This is a genomic window from Stenotrophomonas maltophilia (assembly GCF_039555535.1).
Taxonomy (GTDB): domain Bacteria; phylum Pseudomonadota; class Gammaproteobacteria; order Xanthomonadales; family Xanthomonadaceae; genus Stenotrophomonas; species Stenotrophomonas maltophilia_Q.
On record NZ_CP154630.1, the window covers coordinates 1,327,308 to 1,349,769 of the forward strand.

Below are 22,462 nucleotides of genomic sequence, written 5' to 3' on the forward strand. Positions count from 1 at the left end.
ACGTTCAGTCTTCTTCGGCGGTCGATCCTGTCCGCTCGGCGTGGCATTCCGGGTTCCAAGCGGTACCGGGAAGCAGTTGCCAACGGTTCCTGTTGGCAACACCGATGTCGATCACCTTGGCCGGATCCACGCAGGGGCTCATCGCGTCGTCCAGCACCAGCAGCCAGCGCTTGTCTGGCGCCTCGGCCAGCCACGGGCCGGCGTCATGCCATTGCTCGGCCCAGGGGCGCTTGAAGCCGAACTCGCGTACCGGGCGGTCGGCCTGCAGCAGGTTCTGTTCGCGCCAGGCCACCAGCGCCAGTTCGGCGTCTGGTCCGATCCGCGCGCCGACCCGGCGCATCAGCGCCGACGCCGAGGCGTAGGGGTCCAGCGCCGGGATCAGCACCAGGCCGTAGAGCATCCACAGCATGCCGTGGGTCAGCAGCACCAGCGTTGCCGCGCGGCGTACCCGCAGCCACACGATCAGCGTGGCCAGGGCAATGGCAAAGGTGAGCAGGCCATCCCCCAGCACGGGCAGCAGGGTGTCGGGCATCGCCCGGCGTTCCAGCTGGGCCACCGCCCACGGGTGTTCGGTCATCAGCATCACGCCCAGCGTGCCGGTGGCCAGCATCAGCACCACGCTGTAGCCGAACAGATAGCGGCGCACGCACAGGCGGCGCAACAGGCCGGGCAGCAGCGGTGCCACGGCCAGCGCCATGGCCGGCAGCATCGGCAGCAGGTACACCTCACGCTTGCCTGGGCTGGCGCTGAAGAACACCAGCACCAGCACGGCCCAGCCCAGCAGCAGCCACTGGCGGCGGTCGCCTCGGCGGATACGGCGCCACCAGGGCTTGAACAGCATCGGCAGCAGCAGGCTGCCCGGCAGCCACAGGGTCAGGATCACCTGCAGGTAGTACCAGGCGGGCTGCCGGTGGTGCCAGGCATTGGCGTAACGGGTACCGGTCTGCTTGAACAACAGCTCATGCGCGTAGGCCTGCAGTTCGGCCGTGGGCGTGTGCAGCAGGGCCCAGCCCAGCGGCGCCAGCCACACACCGACACCCAGCAGGAAGGCGGGGATCAGCCACAGCAGGGTGGCCGGATGCGGGCCTTCCACCGTGTACCCCCGGCGACGCTGGTACAGCCACCAGCCAAACCAGGGCAGCACCATCAGCAGCGGCAGGAAGCCCACGCCCTTGGTCACGGTACCCACGCCGGCGGCAAAGCCGGCCAGCCACAGGGCGGGCAGATTGCGGCGTTCGCACAGGTGGCGCATCAGGCCCCACAGGGCCACGGTGGTCATGCCCACCAGCACCATGTCGATCTGCGCGCGCTTGGCCATCAGCCCGAACTGCAGGGTGCAGAACAGCGCCGCCAGGGCGTAGATGGAATGCCGTGGCGACCACAGCCGCCGTGCCAGGTCCGACACCAGCCACAGGCTGAGCAGGGCGCCCAGCAACGACGGCAGCAGGAACGACCACTGCCAGCTGCCGACGATCTCGTAGGCGGCCGCCTGCAGCCACATGAAGACCGGCGGCTTCTCCGCATACAGCTCCACGCCGCGGTGCGGCAGCAGCCATTGCCCGCTCTCGACCATGGTCCTCGCCGCCAGCACGAAGCGTGGCTCGTCCGGCGGCTGCGGTTGCCGAAGGCCGATCCCCGCTGCCAGCGCAGCAATGATCAGCAGCCACAACAGGGGCAGGCGCCAACGGCGGGGCAGGGCTACGGGCACGGCAGGCTCCGGGAGCAAAACGGCCATTCTGAGGTGGCAGGGGTGGGAAAAGCGTCAGAGCGGCGCCGGGGCGACCGCATTCCGACATGTGCGGCGCTACCATGGTACGAACTTCCGTGGATGTTTCGTGCATGCGTCTGTTGGTGATCGAGGACAACCGCCAGCTGGTGGCCAACCTGTTCGACTATTTCGAGTCGCGCGGGCACGTGCTCGACGTGGCGCCGGATGGCATTACCGGACTGCACCTGGCCGGAAGCCATCCATATGACGCGGTCATCCTGGACTGGATGCTGCCGCGCATGGAGGGCCCGGAGGTGCTGCGCCGGCTGCGCACCGAGCATGCATCGGAAGTGCCGGTGATCATGCTGACCGCGCGTGACGAGCTGCCGGACAAGATTGCCGGCTTCCGTGCCGGCGCCGACGACTACCTGACCAAGCCGTTCGCGCTGCCGGAACTGGAGGTGCGGCTGGAAGCGCTGCTGCTGCGCGCGCAGGGACGCAACCCGCGCAGGCGCCTGCAGGTGGGCGACCTGGTGCTGGATCTGGCCACCCTGGAAGCCCAGCGCGGCAACCAGGTGCTGCACCTGTACCCGGCCTGCCGCAAACTGCTGGAGGTGTTGATGCGCGCCAGCCCGGGCGCGGTCACCCGCCAGCAGCTGGAATTCGCCCTGTGGGGCGACGAACCGCCGGATGGCGATCTGCTGCGTTCGCATGTCTACGAACTGCGCCGCAGCGTCGATGGTCCGTTCGCCGAGAAACTGATCCATACCCTGCCGCGGGTGGGCTACCGGCTGGCGGTGACCACCGCCAGCGATGCGAGCAAGGATGGCGATGAAGGCGCGTAAGCCGGGGCCGCTGTACCGGCGCGTGGTGTGGTGGTTGCTGGGCTATCTGGCGCTGCTGTCGATCGCGGTGTTCAGCGTCGGCAACTATGTGCATGAACATGCCGAGCATGCCGCCTGGCGCGCACTGCTCAATTCCGAACTGGACAGCATCGTCGAGCACGTCGAGCACGAGCCGCATTACCGCTGGCAGGATTCGGACACGCTCAGCCTGTACCGCTTCGATGCGGTCAACCTGCCCCAGGGCCTGCGCACATTGCATCCGGGGCTGCATGACGGCGTGATGGTCAAGGGGCGTGAGACGGCGGTGATGGTGCGCGAAACCGAGTCGATGGGCCGGGTCGCGCTGGTTCTGGACATCTCCGACTTCCATGACCTGGAACAGTTCGCCACGCGCTGGGTGATGCTGGCCGGGGTGATCATGATCTTCGTCACCGTGCTGATGGCGTCGTTCGGTATGGAGCGCATGGTGCGTCCGTTGAGCCTGCTGGCGCAGCACATCGCCGCGCTGCGGCCGGGCGTTCAGGGCCAGCGCATCGAGGTCGATCCGCGTGGCAGCTCGGAGCTGCACACCATCGCCGATGCGCTGAACGACTATCTGGACCGCAACGAGCAGTTCGTCGAACGCGAGCGGGTCTTCATCAGCACCGCCAGCCATGAACTGCGCACGCCGATCGCGGTGATGACCGGCGCTGCCGAGCTGGCGCTGGAGCAGCCGGGGCTGCCCGAGCGTGCACGTCAGCAGATGCAGCGCGTGCTGCGCACCGCGCAGAGCGTGGAGCAGCTGATCGAACTGTTGCTGGTGCTGGCCCGTGATCCGGCGCGCCTGGCCGCGCGCGCCGAGCGCATCGCGCTGGACCAGCTGTTGCCGGAAATCGTTGACGACCATCGTCACCTGCTCGGCGACAAGGACCTGAGCATCGGCATCCAGGCTGCGCCGGTGGACATCGTCGCGCCGCTGGCCGTTGTGCAGGCGGCGATCGGCAACCTGCTGCGCAATGCCATCGAGAACAGTGGGCGCGGCCATATCGAACTGCGGCTGAGTTCGTCGGCGGTGTTGACCCTGCAGGATCCGGGGCATGGCATGAGCCCGGAGGAGATTGCGGCGATCCACGCGCGCATGGCCCGTGGTGAACGCGCGGACCGTGGCGGCGGCATCGGCCTGGATCTGATCGCACGACTGTGTGAACACCTGGGCTGGACCCTGCAGCTGCATCCCTGTGACCCGCGCGGAACGCGCGCCACGCTCGATTTCAGCGCCTCACGTCCGGCCTGAACCGGCCGTCCTGCGGGATGCCAACCTCGGTTGGCATGCCGTCCATCGACCAAGGTCGACGCCTACCCAAGCAATGGCTGTCCGCATCAACGCCCGTTTGGCCGCGCCACGTGCTGGTCGATCAGGATCACATTGCCATCAGGATCGGTCAGCTGCAGATAGCCGGTGCCCTGCCCATCAGGGTCGGTGCGCACCGCCAGTTCGATGCCCTTCGCATCCAGCTCCGCCTGCAGCTCGCGCACGTCCTGGAAGTGGGGCAGTTCCTGCTTGTGCTGGTCCCAGCCCGGGTTGAAGGTGAGCAGGTTGCCTTCGAACATGCCCTGGAACAGGCCGATGACAATGCCGTTGTTGCGCATCACCAGCCAGTTCTGCGCCGGCTCGCCGCCGGTCACCGAGAAGCCCAGTGCTTCGTAGAAGGTGCGGGAGGCCGACAGGTCCCGGACCGAGAGGCTGACGGAGAAGGCGCCGAGCTGCATGGGAGAGCTTCCGGCAAAGGGCAGCCGGCACTGCAGCATGACCCGGCGTGAAGACAATGTTAATCTGCGGATGCGCCGCTTTATGCGGCGCTTTTTTTTCCCGCTCTTTCGATCGACAGAGGATCCCATGCCGACCGAACCCGCTACTGCCCTGATCAGCAACGACATCGTTGGCCTGGGCCTGATTGCCGCCACCCTGGCCCTGATCTTCTGGGCTGCCAGTGGCCCGACCCCTCTGCTGAAGAAGATCTTCGCCTGGGTGCCGGCGCTGCTGCTGTGCTACTTCATCCCCGCCATCTACAACACCGCCGGTGTCATCGATGGCCACAACACCTCGCTGTACAACCCGGTTGCACGCGACGTGCTGCTGCCGGCCGCGCTGGTGCTGCTGACCCTGTCGATCGACCTGAAAGGGGTCATCAAGCTCGGGCCGAAGCTGCTGCTCGTGTTCTGCGCCGGTACCGCCGGCATCATGCTCGGCGCCATCGTCTCGTTCCAGCTGATGAAGCTGATCCACCCGGAAACCGTGGCCGGTGATACCTGGGCCGGCATGGCCGCATTGGCAGGCAGCTGGATCGGTGGCGGCGCCAACATGGTCGCCATGCGCGAGGTGTTCGGCACCGATGCCACCACCTTCGGCCAGTTCGCGGTGGTCGACGTGGCCTGCGCCAGCCTCTGGATGGCCATCCTGTTGTTCCTGGCCAACCGCGCACAGCAGATCGACACCCGCAACGGTGCCGATACCCGTGCCATCGACGAGATGAAGGCGCGCATCAGTGCCTACGAGGCGCAGAACGCACGCATTCCGAGCATGACCGACCTGATGGTGATCGTCGGCGTGGCACTGGGCGGTGTCGGCCTGGCCCACGCCATCGCTGCGCCGCTGTCCGGCTGGTTCAAGGCCAACGTCAGCTGGGCCAGTCAGTTCAGCCTGGACAGCCAGTTCGTGTGGGTGATCCTGCTGTCCACCGCGATGGGCCTGGGCCTGAGCTTCACCCGCGCGCGGCGGCTGGAAGCGGCCGGTGCGTCGCGGCTGGGCACAGTGTTCCTGTACTTCCTGATCGCCTGCATCGGCATGCAGATGAACCTGCTGTCGCTGCTGGATCGGCCGTGGCTGTTCCTGCTCGGCGCGATCTGGATGGCCACGCACGTGCTGGTGCTGTGGGTGGTGGCCAAGCTGCTGCGCGCGCCGTTGTTCTTCTTTGCCATCGGTTCGCAGGGCAACATCGGTGCGGCGGCGTCGGCACCGGTGGTGGCGGCGGCGTTCCACCCGACGCTGGCGCCGGTGGGCGTGCTGCTCGGCACGGTGGGCTATGCCACCGGCACCGGGCTGGCCTATGTCACTGGCTTGATCCTGAAGTGGATGGCCAACGGCTGAGTCCGGGCCTCCGTGGGATCGCATTCCCGTATGGAGCCGAGCCCATGCTCGGCTCTTTTTTTGCCGGCCGCAGGTGGAACTGTGCAGTACATACCGGCACGCATGGTGTCAGCGTCGTAGCGTAGGCAGCACCTGTCGCTCATCCGCAGCGACGTTGCCGGGGGCTGGAATGACGCAACGACAGATGATTCGCGGGGTTGCAGTACTGGCGCTGCTGCTGGCCAGTGCGGGGGCAACTGCACAAGGTGCTGCAACTGCGCGTGGCGCCCAGGTTCAGGCCGTGACCGAGGCGAGCGCGCGCGAGGTGGCTTCGCTGATCACGCAACCGGGCTTTGCCGAGATCGTGCGCGGCACGCTGGTGGCATCGCCCGAGCAGGCCGTGGCCCTGGATGCGGTGATGGAGCGCTTTGACCCGGATGTTCGTACCCGGGCCAGTGCCGCCTTGGCCAGCAACGATCAACGGTTGCGCCAGGCCAAGGGATTGTCGGAGCAGGGTGAGGGCCTGCTGCAGCTGCGCGCCTATGTTCCTGAGGGCCAGTCGCTGGCGGACACCGCTCCGCAACAGCTGTGGGTGGCCAGCCTGCCGCGCGGCAATGACCGGGACTGGACCACCTTGACCGCCTACGACGCGCAGGGCCGCGCGCATGTGCTGGATGCGAAGCGTGCGCCGTCATTTCCGGTGCTGATCGTCGATATCGATACCCGCCGTTCGGTGCAGGAGGGCATGGCGCTGGTCAACGCCGGGTTGCGCGCACGGGGCCTGCAGTCACCCGAGCGCATCCAGCTGTCGGCCGATGGCGCGCGCGCGTCGCTGGATATCACCCGTCTCGACCGCATCCGCCTGGCCGATGACCAGGAGCCGTGGGCATTGGGCGCGGCCGAGGTGTTCGCAGTGGTGTCCGGGCTGCAGGTCGGCAAGGCCGAGCCGGAAATGGCTACGGTCGACATGCCCTACCTGGACTATGACAAGACCGACTACACCCCCCGGCAGGCGCTGATCCTGTGGGGCAACTACCGCTTCAACGCGGCCAATGTCCAGCTGTTCGAGGATGACGGCGACACCAACTACCAGGACCTGTTGGTGGCGCTGAGCAACGGTGTGAAGGCGGCACTGGGCGTGTTTGCGCCGGAGTATTCGGTGATCGCCGATATCGCAGGTGCGATTCTGAAGGCGATGCCAACGTCGTGGTTCTCCAACGACATCGATTACGTGGACAGCTTCTACCTGGTACAGCGTGGCCAGGCGTACACCGATCGCATGGGCGCGGCGAACAACGCCAGGGTCACGCTGACGCCGATCACACTGGTGGAGTAGGCCAGCAGGGCTTGCAGCCCTGCACCCGCTCAGTGCAACGGCAACAGCAACGGCTACAGCGGGCATTCCGTGGGATGGCGGGGTGGGTCCGGCTGCGGGGGACGCCGTAAATACGTCCATGTAGGCTCGGTCGCGCCATCCATGGCGCTCACGCCCCCGCAACCGGACCCACCCCGCCTTCGACAGGTTCACGCGGCTGTGGGTAACGGCGACTGCTGGCACGCGTGGCTTTGGATAGGTGTCGACCTTGGTCGACACGATTTTTCTGTCAGATATCGATAAACAGAATGGGGTCAGATCCGTTTTCCTTCGGAAAATGGATCTGACCCCGCATGTGTGTCGCCGTCACCGGCAATCTGTCGAAGGTGGGGCGGTGTGGGCTTGCAGGACCGTTGGCGCCATGGGCCCGAGGCATGCCTCGGGCGGGTTGGGCAGGATGCCCAACCCCGGTATTGCCGTGTGCGCAGGACAGCGCACACGAGCAAGGCGCCATCGAGCCCCCATGGGTGAGGGCGCTTTGCTTGCGAAGCACTGCTTCGCAAGCGCCCGAACGCACAGCCGCCAGTGGCTGGGCCGGCCTGGGGGTTTACGGCGTGTCCTGCAAGCCCACACCGCCCCGCCAAACCCACAGAAAGCCAGAGCAGACGCTCCCGCAGTTGCAGTTGCTCCGGCCTCTGCGGGCGCCGGGCTGCAAGCCCGGCACCCACCCAGAACCTCAACAGCAGCGACCGCCGTTGCGTCCGCCGTAGCGCGCTTCCTGGCGCTCGCGGAAGAACGTCTTGTAGTCCATCGGCTCCTGGTCCGGATGCTTCTCCAGCATGTGCCGGACGTAGTTGTCGTAATCAGGAATGCCACAGCACAGCCGTGCGGTCTGCACCAGGCGCCGCCAGATGCGGCGGTGCGCCTGGTACTGGCCGGCGGGAACCAGTTGCGTGCTCATCACAGGTCCACCATTTCATGCGGCTTCAGCGCCACGTACGGGGTCTCGCGGTCGCTGCGCTGCGGGTTGCGGCGTGCCGCCAGGATGGTCTTGATTGAATACACCAGCACTGCGCCCACCACCAGCAGGAACAGCGCGGTCAGGCCGGTGTTGACGTAAGCGTTGACCACGATCTGCTTCATCTGCGCCACCGACTTGGCCGGTGCGGTGATGGTGTCGCTGGCGAGGGCGGCCTGGAACTTGTGTGCCTGCGCCAGGAAGCCCTGTGCCGGGTTGCTGTCGAAGATCTTGATGAAGCCGGCGTAGGTGGTGCAGATCAGCAGCCAGATCGCTGGCACCGCCGTCACCCACGCATAGCGGTCACGCTTCATCTTGAACAGCACCACCGTGCCCAGCATCAGCGCGATACCGGCCAGCATCTGGTTGGAGATGCCGAACAGCGGCCACAGCGTCTGGATGCCACCGAACGGATCGACCACGCCGGTGTAGAGCAGGTAGCCCCACAGCGCCACGCAGCCGGCGGTACCGATGATGTTGGCGGTCCACGACTCGGTCTTCTTCAGCGCCGGCACGAAGTTGCCCAGCAGGTCCTGCAGCATGAAGCGACCGGCACGGGTGCCAGCGTCGACTGCAGTGAGGATGAACAACGCTTCGAACAGGATCGCGAAGTGGTACCAGAACGCCATCATCGCGTCGCTGCCACTGGGAATCGCTTCGTGCAGGATCTGCGCGATGCCCACCGCCAGTGTCGGTGCGCCCCCTGCGCGATGCAGGATGGTCGGTTCACCAATCGCCGCCGCAGTCGCGGTCAGCTGTTCGGGGGTGATGGTGAAGCCCCAGGTGTTGGTGATGTAGTGCGCCGCCGATGCAGCATCGGCACCGATCACTGCCGCCGGGCTGTTCATCGCGAAGTAGATGCCCGGATCGATGATCGAGGCCGCGACCAGTGCCATCACCGCCACGAACGATTCCATCAGCATGCCGCCGTAGCCGATGTAGCGCATGTGTGCTTCATTGGCCAGCAGCTTCGGCGTGGTGCCCGAGGAGATCAGCGCGTGGAAGCCGGACACCGCACCGCAGGCAATGGTGATGAACAGGAACGGGAACATGCCGCCCTTCCACACCGGGCCATCACCGCTGGCGGCGAACTGGGTCAGCGCCGGCATCTTCAGTTCCGGCATCACCACCAGGATGCCGATGGCCAGCGCGATGATGGTGCCGATCTTGAGGAAGGTCGACAGGTAGTCGCGCGGTGCCAGCAGCAGCCACACCGGCAGCACCGAGGCGACGAAGCCGTAGCCGATCAGCATCCAGGTGATCTGGGTGCCGGTGAAGGTGAACGCAGGGCCCCACACCGGATCGGCGGCGACCTTGCCGCCGTACCAGATCGCGGCCAGCAGCAGGATCAGGCCGACCACGGAGATCTCGCCGATCTTGCCGGGGCGGATGTAGCGCATGTACACGCCCATCAGGATCGCGATGGGCATCGTCGCGATCACCGTGAACATGCCCCACGGGCTTTCGGCCAATGCCTTGACCACCACCATCGCCAGCACTGCCAGGATGATGATCATGATCAGGAACGCGCCGAACAACGCGATCGTTCCAGGCACCTGGCCCATTTCCTCGCGCACCAGATCACCCAGCGAACGACCGTTGCGGCGGCTGGACAGGAACAGGACCATGAAGTCCTGCACCGCGCCGGCCAGCACCACGCCCACCACCAGCCACAGCAGGCCGGGCAGGTAGCCCATCTGCGCGGCCAGCACCGGGCCGACCAGCGGGCCGGCACCGGCAATGGCGGCGAAATGGTGGCCGAACAGCACGTGCTTGTTGGTCGGCACGTAGTCCAGGCCATCGTTGTTGATCACCGCCGGGGTGGCCCGGGTCGGGTCCAGCTGCATCACCTTGTTGGCGATGAACAGGCTGTAGAAGCGGTAGGCCACCAGGTACAGCGAAACCGCGGCGACGACGATCCACAACGCATTGATGTGTTCGCCGCGGCGCAGGGCCACGGTGCCCAGACAGAAGGCGCCGAGCAGGGCGAGGGCCGCCCAGCCTATTTTGGAAAACCCTTTCATGAGGTGCTCTCTCCCGGAAAGACAGTCAAAGAGTCCCGCGTGCCCTCGGCAGGGTCAATTGGCACAGGACGAATCGGCGGTAGTACTTTGGTCGTACGCTTGTTGTGCTGACGTGCAGCGAACATCAGGGATGGAACAATCGGTTGCGGCGCCGTCCATTGGCACGCAGCCGTGTGGCGTCCATCTTCAGTGGCATCCATCCAACAGGAGTCGCCATGAGCTTTCCCGAACCGGCCCGCGTGCTGCGGACCATCCGTGGCATGCCCACCTCCGACGGTGCCGGCGTGCGCCTGACCCGCGTCATCGGCGGCCCCACGCTGCCGGACCTGGATCCGTTCCTGCTGCTCGACGAATTCGGCACGGACCGTGCCGAGGACTACATCGCCGGCTTCCCGGAGCATCCGCATCGTGGTTTCGAGACCGTCACCTACATGCTCGACGGGCGCATGCGGCATCGCGACAACCACGGCAACGAGGGCCTGCTGACCCCGGGCAGCGTGCAATGGATGACCGCAGGCCGCGGCCTGGTGCATTCGGAAATGCCCGAGCAGGAAAGCGGGCAGATGCGCGGCTTCCAGCTGTGGGTGAACCTGCCGGCGAAGGAGAAGATGACGGATCCGAAGTACCAGGAATTCGCCCCTGAGCGGATTCCGGTGGTGCATCCGGAAGCGGGCGTGGACGTAAAGGTCATTGCCGGCACCGTGGATGGCACGCAGGGCCCGATCGTGCAGCCGGCCACCGATCCGCTGTACCTGGACATCACGCTGGCGCCGGATCGCGCCTGGACCTATGCCTTGCCGGAAGGGCACAACGCGTTTGCGTATGTGTTCGAAGGTGCGGTGACGGTGGGTGAGCAGGATGCGGCGCGCGACGTCGCCCGACAGGAACTGGCGGTGCTGGGCGGTGGCGAGCAGCTGCATCTGTCGGCAGGCAGCGAGGGTGCGCGGCTGATCCTCGTGGCCGGTCGTCCGCTGCGCGAACCGGTGATGCGCCATGGCCCGTTCGTGATGAACACGCGGCAGGAACTGATGCAGGCCTTCGTCGATTTCCAGGAAGGCAAGTTCTGAGGGATTGCGCCGGGCATGGCCCGGCGAAAGAAGCCGGTAACGCCGCCGGGCCATGCCCGGCGGACGTCCCGCGCGTCGGATCCTGCGGGGATGCTGCCAGGCAGTCATCCCCGCCATCGTCAGTTCCCGGTAGCCACGGCCGACGGGGTCAGGCTCATGCCCTGCGCCAGCTGCTGCAGCGAGCCCAGTTCCTGCGCGCTGTCCGGATACAGCGAAATCTGCGCGTAACGTCCTTTGTCGAGCTTGACCACGCTGATGCGGCGCTCGGCATAGCCGGGCGGCTGCTGGCCTCCCAGGTCGGGCTGGTACCAGTACAGCGATTCACCGCCGAAACTGCCCTTTTCCTGGCGCAGCGAGCGGTTCAATGGAAGGTTGGGATCGCGCGTACTGAGCATCAGGCTCAATACCTCGCGGCCATCGCCGGTGCTGGCGCGGCAGACCAGGAAATCGGCCTGTGCCTGCTGTTGCCACTGCAGGCCGCTGCTGGCCGGCAATGAAGGACATTCGGTAGGAGCCTGCGCGGCGGCCTGGGCCGCAGCGAACAGCAGGCTCGACAACACTACAGGCGCGAACTTCATGCATCCCCCAAGGTGGTGTGTCGTTGGCTCCGCCGGATGGACCGGCAGCCTTGGCATCCCATCCCCGGATGCCACCCCGGCCGGCATGTGCACGGACGGTCAACTCAACCTTAACGGAACGTGAGCGATCGCACAAATTGCGGTTACAAGCGTAACCATTGCGGCCGAAGATCGGCCGCAATGGTCCGCACAGGCCTCAGCGGTCGTTGCCGATCCACTTGTAGATGATGCCGCCGATCGCGCCGCCCAGCAGCGGAGCGACCCAGAACAGCCACAGCTGGCTGACCGCACCGCTGCCGGCGAAGAAGGCCACGGCGGTGGAGCGGGCCGGGTTCACCGAGGTATTGGTGACCGGGATGCTGATCAGGTGGATCAGGGTCAGCGACAGGCCGATCGCCAGCGGCGCGAAGCCAGCCGGTGCCTTGCCATGGGTGGAGCCCATGATCACGATCAGGAACACGGCGGTCAGCACCACTTCGCACAGGAAGGCCGCGGCCACGCTGTAACCGCCGGGCGACAGCGCGCCATAACCATTGCTGGCGAACGCACCGGCCTGGCTGCCATCGATGGCGAAGCCGCTGGCCCCGGAGGCGATCTGCAGCAGGATGAAGCCGGCCAGCAGGCCGCCAGCCACCTGGGCGATGATGTACGGCACGAGGTCCTTGGTCGGGAAGCGGCCGCCGGCCCACAGGCCGACGCTGACCGCCGGATTGAAGTGCGCGCCGGAGATATGGCCGAACGCATAGGCGCCGGTCACCACGGTCAGGCCGAAGGCCAGGGCGACGCCGAGGAACCCGATACCCAGCGGATTGCCATCACCGCCGAACTTGGCGGCCAGCACCGCACTGCCGCAGCCACCCAGAACCAGCCAGAACGTGCCGAGGAATTCGGCGGACAAGCGTTTACCCATGCTCATGTGTTGCACTCCTTTGACGGTGAAAGTGTGATTTATGTCACATTTCAGTGATCAGCGGGTGACTGTAGCGTCAACGCCGGGTGCAGGGATACACCCTCGGATGTGTGCAACACGCGATGTTCAGTACTGCGGCAGCGGGATGAATTCCTTGTCGTCGCCCGGAATGGTGCCGAAGCGGCCGGCCTCCCAATCGTGCTTGGCCTGCTCGATACGCTCCTTCGAGCTGGATACGAAGTTCCACCACAGATGACGCGGGCCATCCAGCGGCTCGCCGCCGAACAGCATGGCCTTCACCGGCGTCTTCGCGCGCAGGCGGCCACGTGCGCCGGCTTCCGGAATCACCAGGTGCTGTGCGGGGATGTCCACGCCATCCAGCTGCGCCTCGCCCTCGAGGATGTACAACGCGCGTTCGCGATGGCCGTCGTCGATGTCGATCTCCGCATCCGGGTCGAGATCGATCGCCACGTTGAGGGTGTCGGCGAACACCTTCACCGGCGATTCCTCGCCATAGGCGCGGCCGGCGATCACGCGCAGCCAGGCACCGTTGCGGCGCTGCTCGGGCAGGGTGGCCGCCGCGTGGTGGTAGAACGCCGGTTCGATTTCCTCGTGCGACTTCGGCAGCGCCACCCAGGTCTGCATGCCGTGGATCGGGTTGTCATGGTCGCGGTCCGGTTGCGGCGTGCGCTCGGAATGAGCGATGCCGCGGCCGGCGGTCATCCAGTTGACGTCACCGGGACGGATCACCTGGTCCGAGCCGAGCGTATCGCGGTGTCCGATCGCACCCGACCACAGGTAGGTCACGGTGGCCAGGCCGATATGCGGATGGGGGCGCACGTCGATGGCGGTGCCGGGGTGCATGAGTGCCGGGCCCATCTGGTCGACGAACACGAACGAGCCGATGCTGCGGGCCTGCAGGGTGGGAACGGCGCGACGGACTTCGAGGCCGCCGATGTCGTGCACGCGCGGGGCGATGATGGTGGTCATGCGGGCGTTCTCGCTGGCAGGGATCAGGGGGGCAGCATCGCATGCAGCTGTGACGGGCACATGCCCCGTATGGGTAACAGGTTGTTCCAGCCAACGGCGCAGCCCCTCGTGGCTGGCTGCTTGGTCGCTGAAGGCAGAAGCAAAAGCAGAAGCAGAAGCAGAAGCCGCGCTTGGCCGGGCGGGTGGGTGGCGCAGGGGACGCTGCAAGTACGTCCATGTAAGCTCGATCGCCGCATCCATGCGGCTCACGCCCCTGCGCCACCCACCCGCCCGGCCTCTGACAGTTTCCGTGTGCGTCCAGCCACGGAGAAGAAAAAAGAAAATCAAAATCAAACGCCGGTCGCTTCGCTCCTGGTGGCAACCAAGGTAGCCACCCACCAGTTCGCAGTAGCCATCAACCAGATTCGGGGTTCACCGACCGTCACCGGGAAGCTGTCAGGGGCGGGGCGGTGTCGGGGTGCGGGGTGTCCGCGGCATGGATGCCGCGGCCAAGCCCCCAAGGACGGGTTTACGGCGTCCCCGCACCCCGACACCGCCCCGCCCAACAAACAGAAAAGCCAGAGCCGCTTTGGCTCTGGCTTCTGCTGTGGAACTTGACGTTGCCTCTGCGGGTGCCGGGCCGCAGGCCCGGCCGATAAACTCACACCACCGGTTCGCGCAGGGCGGGGTTGTCCCAGCCCGGGCGCGGGGCGAAACGGTCACCGTGGCGCTGCTGCAGCGCCTTCAACCGCTCGACGATCGCATCGGCACCCACCGCACGGATGTGCTGGATCGGACCGCCACGGAACGGTGCAAAGCCGGTACCGAAGATCACGCCCGCATCCAGCAGGTCCGCATCGGCCACCACGCCTTCGTGCAGGCACGCCACGGCTTCGTTCAACAGCGGCAGGATCAGGCGGTCTTCCAGATCGGCCGGGGCCTGGTAATCGCTGGCCACGTCCGGCTTCTTCGGCTTGCCGTTTTCCCAGGTGTAGATGCCCTGGCCATCCTTCTTGCCACGCTTGTCCGGCTCCACCGTCTGCAAGGCCGCCGGAATCTGCAGGCCGAGGAACGGCGCCAGTTCACGGCCCACGCCCGCCGCCACGTCCAGGCCCACGGTGTCGATCAGTTCGATCGGGCCCATCGGCATGCCGAACTTCACGGCGGCCTTGTCGATCACGGGGCCTGGAATGCCTTCGGCGTACGCGGTGGCTGCTTCCAGCATGTACGGGAACAGCACGCGGTTGACCAGGAAGCCCGGGCTGCCGGCCACCGGTACCGGAAACTTGCCCAGCGCCTTGCAGAACGCGGCGAGGCGTCGCTCGGTCTCCGGCGCCATGCCGTCGTGATGGATGATCTCCACCAGCGGCATCTGCGCCACCGGGTTGAAGTAGTGCAGGCCGGCGAACTGCGCCGGGCGCTGGATGTGGTCGCGCAGCTCCACCAGCGGGATCGACGAGGTGTTGGTGGTCAGCAGCGCGTCCAGCTTCATCTTCGGTTCCAGCGTCTGGTACAGCGCGCGCTTGGCTTCCGGATTCTCGATGATCGCTTCGATCACCAGGTCGGCTTCGGCCACCCCGTTGCCTTCCAGGTCGGCACGCAGGCGTGCGGCCACGGCGGGGCGCTTGCTCTCGTCGCGCACCTTCTTGGCGAACAGCGCCTGCGCGCGTTCCATGGCAGGTTCGATGAAGCGCTGCTCGCGGTCCTGCAGCGTCACCTCGAAGCCCTTGTAAGCGGCCCATGCGGCGATGTCGCCACCCATCACGCCGGCGCCGACCACGTGCACATGGCGGATGCCGGAATCACCGCCGCCCAGACCCTTCAGGCGCTCGGTCAGGAAGAAAATGCGGATCAGGTTGCGCGCGGTCGGCGTGCTGGCCAACTTCACCACCGCACGGCGTTCGGCGTCCAGGCGGGCCTGGATCGGCTTGCCGCCGCTGCGCTGCCAGGTGCTGATCAGCGCATACGGCGCCGGATACTGGTCCTTCTTCGCCTTGCGCGCGACCTGCTTGACCATCTGCGGCGCCAGCAGGGTGCGGGCCAGCCAGGTGTTGGTCGCCCACGCCGTGGCGCGCTGCTTGAACGGGCGGGTGGTGCCGGACAGGGCCAGCGCCACGGCGGTATCGAGCACCACTGCCGGTGCCACCACCTTGTCGACCAGGCCGATGCCACGCGCGGCCGAGGCCGACAGGGTGCGGCCGGTCAGCATCATGTCCATCGCCGCCGGGGCGCCCACCAGCTGCGGCAGGCGCGCGCTTCCGCCCCAGCCGGGGAAGATGCCGAGCTGGGTTTCCGGCAGCCCGATGCGGGTGCTGCTGTCATTGGAAGCCACGCGGTAGCGGCAGGCCAGTGCCAGCTCGGTGCCGCCGCCCAGGCAGTGGCCGTGGATGGCCGCCACGGTCGGGCAGGGCAGCTCGGCCAACTTCTGGTAGGTGGCCTGGCCGCGGCGGATGGCATCGTTGACGGTGCCGCGACGATCGAATTCCTGGAACTCCTTCAGATCCGCGCCGGCAATGAACCCGGCCTTCTTCAACGACTGGATCACCACGCCCTTGGGTGGGTCCAGTGCGATGCGTTCCAGCAGGTCCCCCAGTTCCAGCAGCACGTCCTGCGACATCGCATTGACGCTGCTGTCCTGACGATCCAGGGAGAGAACCACCACGCCGTCGTCGCGGATCTCGGGGTGCCAGTGGCTGAAGCGGAGACCATCGAAGCCTGAGAGCATGGACGTTCCATCCGGTTGTGTATGGAGAAGCGGCTATGATCCAGAGGTTGTTTCCCCCGCGTCAAATCCCAATAGCAGGGGAGTGGCGACCCCGGATCCATGGCCGTGGACCGGGACGCTAACGGAACGGTGGTTAAAAGCTGGTGCGGCGCCAGGTGATCGGCGACTGAACTTTTCCCGGGATTGGCAGTCTCATTGCCCGACGTCGGTTGGGCTGACAGGAGTGCGGCCCCTCATGGCCGATGTTGATACACCTCAGGAGCTGGACCTGGAGCTGGTCCGGCGCGTGCAGCACGGCGAGAGCGCCGCGTTCGATGTCCTGGTGCGCAAGTACCAGCATCGCGTGGTGGCCTTGGTCGGTCGCTACATCGCCGACTGGAGCGAATGTCAGGACGTCGCCCAGGACACTTTCATCCGTGCCTACCGCGCGATCGGAAGTTTCCGTGGCGATGCCCAGTTCTCAACCTGGTTGCATCGAATCGCCGTGAATACCGCCAAAAACTACCTGGCTTCACACAATCGACGGCCACCGACCGATGACATCGACATCGGCGATGCCGAACAGTTCGACAGCGGTACGCGCCTGCGCGACACCGACACGCCCGAACGCGAGTTGATGCGCCAGGAGCTGGAACAGACGGTGATGAAGGCCGTCAACGCGCTGCCGGAAGAGCTCCGGTCGGCGATCACCCTGCGCGAGGTGGAAGGCCTGAGCTACGAGGAAATCGCGCAGAAAATGGGGTGCCCGATCGGCACCGTGCGTTCACGGATCTTCCGGGCGCGCGAGGCGATCGACACCGAACTCCGGCCGCTGTTGGACATCGGCAGCGCCACCCGTGAGAAGAGCCGCGTATGACCAGTAATCCGTTCAACGAATCGCAGAACCATCAATCGCCCGCCGGGCAGCGCCTGGACCAGCGCCATCGCGAGCAGCTGTCGGCCCTGGTCGATGGCGAGCTGGGCGCTGATGAAGCGCGCTTCCTGCTGCGCCGGATGGAGCATGACCCCGAACTGGCCGGCTGCCAGGAGCGCTGGCAGCTGCTGGGCGATGTGATGCGCGGGCAGGCGTCGGCACTGGCGCCTGCCGGGTTCAGTGCCGCCGTGGCTGCCGCCATCGCCGCCGAGCCTTCGCCGCAGGCCGAGCCGCGCCGTCAAGTGCGTCGCAGTGGCTGGCGGGCTTGGGGCGGTGGTGCCGCACTGGCCGCTTCGGTGGCGGCGGTGGCGCTGTTCATGGGCGGTGAGAAGCTGAAGGAAGCCACCCCGGGCGAGCCGCTGGCACCGCAGGTGATCGCCAGCCAGGCAGAGCTTCCGGCCGCACCGACCGATCCTGCCCCGATGACCGAGGCCTCTGCAGACACTGCGGCGATGGCCGTGGCGGCGGCTCCCGCCCTGGCGATGGCCGCTGCCAGTCGCCGCCAGGACAGCCGCCGCGCCAGTGCCACCCGCAGCCAGCAGGCCGCGCGTGCCGCCCAGCGCGAGGACGTGCCACAGCGCGCGGTGGCTGCTGCGCAGGCGCCGCTGATCCCGACCGTACCGGCCAGTGCCGGCCGCGACATGCCGTTTGGTGAGGTCAGTGGGCTGCAGGCCCGGCCGTGGCCGCGTTCCAGCCTGGCGCCTGCCGCCGGCGGCGCGCTCAATGCCAGTTTCCCGGCCCATACCGGTGGCGCCGCGTTCTACCCGTTCGAGCCGCGCCTGCAGGACGACCTGCCGGTGCCGCCGCGCCCGCGCGACTGAGCCGGGCGCCTTCACGCCCCGCCATCGGCGGGGCCCGTATTCCTCTTTCCATCCGATCCGGAGGTTGCCGTCCGATGACTCCCCGACTCCGCACGCAGGCCATGGGCCTGCTGGCCCTGACCCTGCCGCTGATGGCCTGCGCGCAGGCCCCGGCTCCGGCCGCCCCGACCCAGGCTGCGCCGGCCGCCGCGCCGAGGGTACCGGCGCAGCCGCTGGTCAGCGGCCTGCCCGATTTCACCAACCTTGTTGAACAGGTCGGGCCGGGTGTGGTCAACGTCGACACGACCATCGTCCGCAACAACCGTCAGGCTTCGCGGGGCCCGATGGGCGGTGACGACGACATGCCGGAGTTCTTCCGCCGCTTCTTTGGCCCGGACTTCCCGATGCCGGGGCAGGGACCAGGTGGGCAGGACGGCGGCCCCAGCATCAAGGGCCGTGGCATGGGCTCGGGCTTCATCATTTCGCCCGATGGCTACGTGCTGACCAACTACCACGTGGTGGCCGATGCCAGTGACGTGAAGGTCAAGCTGGGCGATAGCCGTGAGTTCAACGCCAAGGTGGTGGGCAGCGACCAGCAGTACGACGTGGCGCTGCTGAAGATCGATGGCAAGAACCTGCCGACCGTGCGCGTGGGCGATTCCAACACGCTGAAGCCGGGTCAGTGGGTTGTCGCGATCGGCTCGCCGTTCGGCCTCGACCATTCCGTCACCGCCGGCATCGTCAGCGCACTGGGCCGCAGCACCGGCGGTGCCGACCAGCGCTACGTGCCTTTCATCCAGACCGACGTGGCGATCAACCAGGGCAATTCCGGTGGTCCGTTGCTGAACACCCGCGGTGAGGTGGTCGGCATCAATTCGCAGATCTTCTCCGCCTCCGGCGGCTACATGGGCATCAGCTTCGCGATCCCGATCGACCTGGCGATGAGCGCGGTCGAGCAGATCAAGAAGAGTGGCAAGGTCACCCGCGGCCAGCTCGGCGCGGTGGTCGAACCGATCGATGCGCTGAAGGCGCAGGGCCTGGGCCTGCCGGACAGCCGTGGTGCGCTGGTCAACCAGATCGTGCCGGGCAGTGCCGCGGAGAAGGCCGGTGTGCAGATCGGCGACGTGGTGCGTTCGGTCAATGGCAGTCCGGTCAACAGCTGGTCCGACCTGCCGCCGCTGATCGGCGCGATGGCGCCGGGCAGCCGGGTCACCCTGGGCGTGATCCGCGACGGCAAGCAGCGCGATCTCAGCGCCACCCTTACGGCGCTGAACGAAGACGGGCAGGGCAATGTTCGTGCGGCCGCTGCCGCCAAGCCCGATGCGGCACCGCAGGCCGGCGCCAATGCCCTGCTGGGTCTGGACGTGAGCGACCTGACCGCGCCGCAGCGCAAGCAGCTCGGCCTGGATGGCAACGAAGGCGTGCGCATCACCGGGGTCAAGGGCCAGGCAGCGCGTGATGCCGGCCTGTCTCCGGGCATGGTGATCCTGCAGGTCGGCCGCACCCCGGTTGGCAGCATGGAGGCCCTGAACCGGGCGCTGTCCAGCTACAAGAAGGACGATGTGGTGATGCTGCTGGTGCGCACAGGCAACGGCAACAGCGCCTTCGTGGCGGTGAAGGCCGGCCAGTAAGGCTCGCCCGGGGCCGCCCACGCGGCCCTTGTTCGTCCCCCGAAGCCCCGCCCTGGCGGGGCTTCGGCCGTTCCGGGCCCGCCCCGATGAGACCGCTTTCGCGGCGGGGCGCCGGGCATGCGATAATCGACCGTTACCCTGACGACGCCGCGCGCCGCCGCCACCTATGTCTTCTGATTCGATGCGGAACATCCGCAACTTCTCCATCATCGCCCATGTCGACCACGGCAAGTCCACGCTGGCCGACCGCATCATCCAGCTTTGTGGTGGCCTGCAGGCCCGCGAGATGGAAGCGCAGGTGCTCGACTCCAACCCGATCGAACGCGAGCGTGGCATCACGATCAAGGCGCAGTCGGTGTCGCTGCCGTACCTGGCCAAGGACGGGCAGACCTACCACCTGAACTTCATCGACACCCCCGGCCACGTCGACTTCTCCTATGAAGTCAGCCGTTCGCTGGCCGCCTGCGAAGGCGCGCTGCTGGTGGTCGATGCGGCCCAGGGCGTGGAAGCGCAGTCGGTGGCCAACTGCTACACCGCGGTGGAGCAGGGCCTGGAAGTGGTGCCGGTGATCAACAAGATCGACCTGCCGACCGCCGACATCGAGCGTGCCAAGGCCGAGATCGAGGCCGTGATCGGCATCGACGCCTCCGATGCCGTGCCGGTCAGCGCCAAGACCGGCCTGAACGTGCAGGACGTGCTGGAAGCGATCGTGCATCGCATCCCGCCGCCGACGCCGCGCGACACCGAGAAGCTGCAGGCGCTGATCATCGACTCGTGGTTCGACAACTACCTGGGCGTAGTCTCGCTGGTGCGCGTGATGCAGGGCGAGATCAAGGCCGGTGACAAGCTGCAGGTGATGTCCACCGGCCGCAACCACCAGGTCGACAACGTCGGCGTGTTCACGCCGAAGCGGAAAGTGCTGCCGGCGCTGCGTGCCGGTGAAGTGGGTTGGGTCACCGCCAGCATCAAGGACGTGCACGGTGCGCCGGTCGGCGACACCCTGACCCTGGCCGGCGACCCCGCACCGAAGCCGCTGCCCGGCTTCCAGGAAATGCAGCCGCGCGTGTTCGCCGGCCTGTTCCCGGTCGACGCCGAGGACTACCCGGACCTTCGCGAAGCGCTGGACAAGCTGCGCCTGAACGATGCCGCGCTGCGCTTCGAGCCGGAAAGTTCCGAGGCGATGGGCTTCGGCTTCCGCTGCGGCTTCCTGGGCATGCTGCACATGGAAATCGTGCAGGAGCGCCTGGAGCGCGAATACAACCTGGACCTGATCAGCACCGCGCCGACGGTGGTGTATGAAGTCCTGAAGACCGATGGCTCGATCATCAACATGGACAACCCGGCCAAGCTGCCGCCGGTGAACCAGGTCGAGGAGATCCGCGAGCCGATCATCCGTGCCAACGTGCTCACCCCCGAGGAGTACATCGGCAACATCATCAAGCTGTGCGAAGAAAAGCGCGGCAGCCAGATCGGCATCAACTACCTGGGCAGCCAGGTGCAGATCAGCTATGAGCTGCCGATGGCCGAGGTGGTGCTGGACTTCTTTGACAAGCTGAAGTCGGTCAGCCGTGGCTATGCCTCGCTGGACTACCACTTCGTGCGCTTCGACGCCGGCCCGTTCGTGCGCGTGGATGTGTTGATCAACGGCGACAAGGTCGATGCGCTGTCGCTGATCGTGCACCGCAGCCATGCCGACCGCCGTGGCCGGGAGCTGTGCGAGAAGATGAAGGACCTGATCCCGCGCCAGATGTTCGACGTCGCCATCCAGGCCGCCGTCGGCTCGCAGATCATCGCCCGTACCACGGTCAAGGCCATGCGCAAGAACGTGCTGGCCAAGTGCTATGGTGGCGACGTTTCGCGCAAGAAGAAGCTTCTGGAAAAGCAGAAGGAAGGCAAGAAGCGCATGAAGCAGGTCGGTCGTGTGGAGATCCCGCAGGAAGCGTTCCTGGCCGTGCTGCAGATGGACAACAAGTAATCCCGCACCGGCCCTGCGGGGCCGGTCGTCCGGTGACGTTGCAAAGGACCCTGAATGAAACTGTTTGAGATCCTCCTGGTCGTGCTGACCCTGGCCTCGGGCCTGATCCTGCTTGCGGACAAGCTGTACCTCGCCAAGCGTCGCGCCCAGCGCGCCGGCCTGCTCGACTCCGAGCCGGTGCTGGTGGATTACTCGCGTGCGTTCTTCCCGGTGCTGGCGATCGTGCTGATCGTGCGCAGCTTCATTGCCGAACCGTACAAGATCCCGTCCAGCTCGATGATGCCGAACCTGCTGATCGGCGATTTCATCCTGGTCAACAAGTTCTCTTACGGCCTGCGCCTGCCGATCAGCAACACCAAGATCGTGCCGTTCGGCGAGCCTTCGCGTGGCGACGTGGTGGTGTTCCACTTCCCCGGCCACAGCGACAACGACCCGGCCAAGGGCGAGAACTTCATCAAGCGCGTGATCGGCGTGCCGGGTGACACCGTGGTCTTCGAAGGCGACGGCGTGACCCTCAATGGCGAGCCGCTGAAGTACGACAACAAGGGCATCTACGCCGGCCACAAGGGCCAGGGCGAAGGCGCCAACCTCCTGGTCGAGCACCTGCCGGGCCGCACCCACACGGTGCTGGAGACCGACTACCCGCGTGGCCAGGGCCAGTGGACCGTGCCGGCCGGCAAGTACCTGGTGATGGGCGACAACCGCGACAACAGCGACGACGGCCGTTTCTGGGGCCTGTTGCCGGAAGAGAACCTGCGCGGCAAGGCCTTCCTGATCTGGCTGAACTGCCAGGGCTGGTTCTGCAAGGATGGCTTCGAGCCGTCGCGGATCGGCTCGAGCATCAACTGACCGGGCATCAACCGAGTACCTTCACATCC

The 22,462-nt window shown here is 66.6% G+C and carries 18 protein-coding genes; 10 read left to right on the plus strand and 8 right to left on the minus strand.

What is annotated here, in order from left to right; all coding sequences use genetic code 11:
- Positions 1-4 precede the first annotated feature (4 nt).
- Entirely contained in the window at positions 5-1,708 is a 1,704-nt protein-coding gene (locus tag AASM09_RS06155) for an ArnT family glycosyltransferase (protein ID WP_049429974.1), read from the minus strand.
- Positions 1,709-1,839: 131 nt separating this feature from the next.
- Between AASM09_RS06155 and AASM09_RS06160 the strand changes: the two genes are divergently transcribed.
- Together AASM09_RS06160 and AASM09_RS06165 are read left to right on the plus strand one after the other, a co-directional pair.
- A complete protein-coding gene (locus AASM09_RS06160) occupies positions 1,840-2,553 on the plus strand; it encodes a response regulator transcription factor (protein WP_049429973.1) in 714 nt (237 codons plus the stop codon).
- A complete protein-coding gene (locus tag AASM09_RS06165) occupies positions 2,540-3,826 on the plus strand; it encodes a sensor histidine kinase (RefSeq protein ID WP_049429972.1) in 1,287 nt (428 codons plus the stop codon). Before AASM09_RS06160 ends, AASM09_RS06165 begins: the two co-directional genes overlap by 14 nt.
- Positions 3,827-3,912: 86 nt before the next feature.
- On the opposite strand, the gene AASM09_RS06170 is transcribed toward AASM09_RS06165, so the two are convergent.
- Entirely contained in the window at positions 3,913-4,302 is a 390-nt protein-coding gene (locus tag AASM09_RS06170) for a VOC family protein (protein ID WP_049429971.1), read from the minus strand.
- 127 nt (positions 4,303-4,429) lie between these two features.
- On the opposite strand from AASM09_RS06170, the gene AASM09_RS06175 reads away from it, so the two are divergent.
- Together AASM09_RS06175 and AASM09_RS06180 are read left to right on the plus strand one after the other, a co-directional pair.
- Positions 4,430-5,680, plus strand: a complete 1,251-nt coding sequence (locus AASM09_RS06175; RefSeq protein ID WP_049429970.1) for a DUF819 domain-containing protein — start codon at positions 4,430-4,432, stop codon at positions 5,678-5,680.
- Between the two features lie 184 nt (positions 5,681-5,864).
- Positions 5,865-6,995: a DUF3103 family protein gene (locus tag AASM09_RS06180; protein WP_049429969.1), complete on the plus strand. Its 1,131-nt coding sequence runs from the start codon at positions 5,865-5,867 to the stop codon at positions 6,993-6,995.
- Positions 6,996-7,710: 715 nt separating this feature from the next.
- On the opposite strand, the gene AASM09_RS06185 is transcribed toward AASM09_RS06180, so the two are convergent.
- Both AASM09_RS06185 and AASM09_RS06190 read right to left on the minus strand, forming a co-directional pair.
- On the minus strand, positions 7,711-7,935 hold the full coding sequence (locus AASM09_RS06185) for a YbdD/YjiX family protein (protein ID WP_005410613.1): 225 nt from the start codon (positions 7,933-7,935) through the stop codon (positions 7,711-7,713).
- The gene (locus AASM09_RS06190; RefSeq protein WP_049427667.1) at positions 7,935-10,016 is read right to left on the minus strand and encodes a carbon starvation CstA family protein; all 2,082 of its coding nucleotides are present in this window, start codon (positions 10,014-10,016) and stop codon (positions 7,935-7,937) included. Before AASM09_RS06190 ends, AASM09_RS06185 begins: the two co-directional genes overlap by 1 nt.
- Positions 10,017-10,231: 215 nt before the next feature.
- Between AASM09_RS06190 and AASM09_RS06195 the strand changes: the two genes are divergently transcribed.
- On the plus strand, positions 10,232-11,083 hold the full coding sequence (locus AASM09_RS06195) for a pirin family protein (protein WP_049427670.1): 852 nt from the start codon (positions 10,232-10,234) through the stop codon (positions 11,081-11,083).
- A gap of 119 nt (positions 11,084-11,202) precedes the next feature.
- Here the strand turns inward: AASM09_RS06195 and AASM09_RS06200 are convergent, their stop codons facing one another.
- The 4 genes from AASM09_RS06200 to AASM09_RS06215 form a co-directional block, all read right to left on the minus strand.
- Positions 11,203-11,661: a hypothetical protein gene (locus tag AASM09_RS06200; RefSeq protein WP_343368873.1), complete on the minus strand. Its 459-nt coding sequence runs from the start codon at positions 11,659-11,661 to the stop codon at positions 11,203-11,205.
- 196 nt (positions 11,662-11,857) lie between these two features.
- Positions 11,858-12,577, minus strand: coding sequence for an aquaporin Z (gene aqpZ, locus AASM09_RS06205; protein WP_006462519.1), 720 nt, complete (start codon positions 12,575-12,577; stop codon positions 11,858-11,860).
- Between the two features lie 120 nt (positions 12,578-12,697).
- A complete protein-coding gene (locus AASM09_RS06210; RefSeq protein ID WP_049427674.1) occupies positions 12,698-13,561 on the minus strand; it encodes a pirin family protein in 864 nt (287 codons plus the stop codon).
- Positions 13,562-14,201: 640 nt separating this feature from the next.
- Entirely contained in the window at positions 14,202-16,265 is a 2,064-nt protein-coding gene (locus AASM09_RS06215) for a 3-hydroxyacyl-CoA dehydrogenase NAD-binding domain-containing protein (protein WP_049429927.1), read from the minus strand.
- A 235-nt stretch (positions 16,266-16,500) separates the two neighbouring features.
- On the opposite strand from AASM09_RS06215, the gene rpoE reads away from it, so the two are divergent.
- The 5 genes from rpoE to lepB all read left to right on the plus strand — a co-directional run bounded on the left by rpoE (position 16,501) and on the right by lepB (position 22,433).
- Entirely contained in the window at positions 16,501-17,121 is a 621-nt protein-coding gene (gene rpoE / locus AASM09_RS06220; RefSeq protein WP_005410606.1) for an RNA polymerase sigma factor RpoE, read from the plus strand.
- Positions 17,118-17,999 (plus strand): RseA family anti-sigma factor, encoded by an 882-nt coding sequence (locus AASM09_RS06225; RefSeq protein WP_049429926.1) that lies wholly within the window; start codon positions 17,118-17,120, stop codon positions 17,997-17,999. Before rpoE ends, AASM09_RS06225 begins: the two co-directional genes overlap by 4 nt.
- Positions 18,000-18,073: 74 nt before the next feature.
- Positions 18,074-19,609 carry a DegQ family serine endoprotease gene (locus AASM09_RS06230; RefSeq protein WP_049429925.1) on the plus strand — a complete coding sequence of 512 codons (1,536 nt, stop codon included), beginning with the start codon at positions 18,074-18,076 and terminating at the stop codon, positions 19,607-19,609.
- A 181-nt stretch (positions 19,610-19,790) separates the two neighbouring features.
- The gene (lepA, locus tag AASM09_RS06235) at positions 19,791-21,584 is read left to right on the plus strand and encodes a translation elongation factor 4 (protein WP_005410603.1); all 1,794 of its coding nucleotides are present in this window, start codon (positions 19,791-19,793) and stop codon (positions 21,582-21,584) included.
- 54 nt (positions 21,585-21,638) lie between these two features.
- The gene (gene lepB, locus AASM09_RS06240) at positions 21,639-22,433 is read left to right on the plus strand and encodes a signal peptidase I (protein WP_049429924.1); all 795 of its coding nucleotides are present in this window, start codon (positions 21,639-21,641) and stop codon (positions 22,431-22,433) included.
- Positions 22,434-22,462 lie beyond the last annotated feature (29 nt).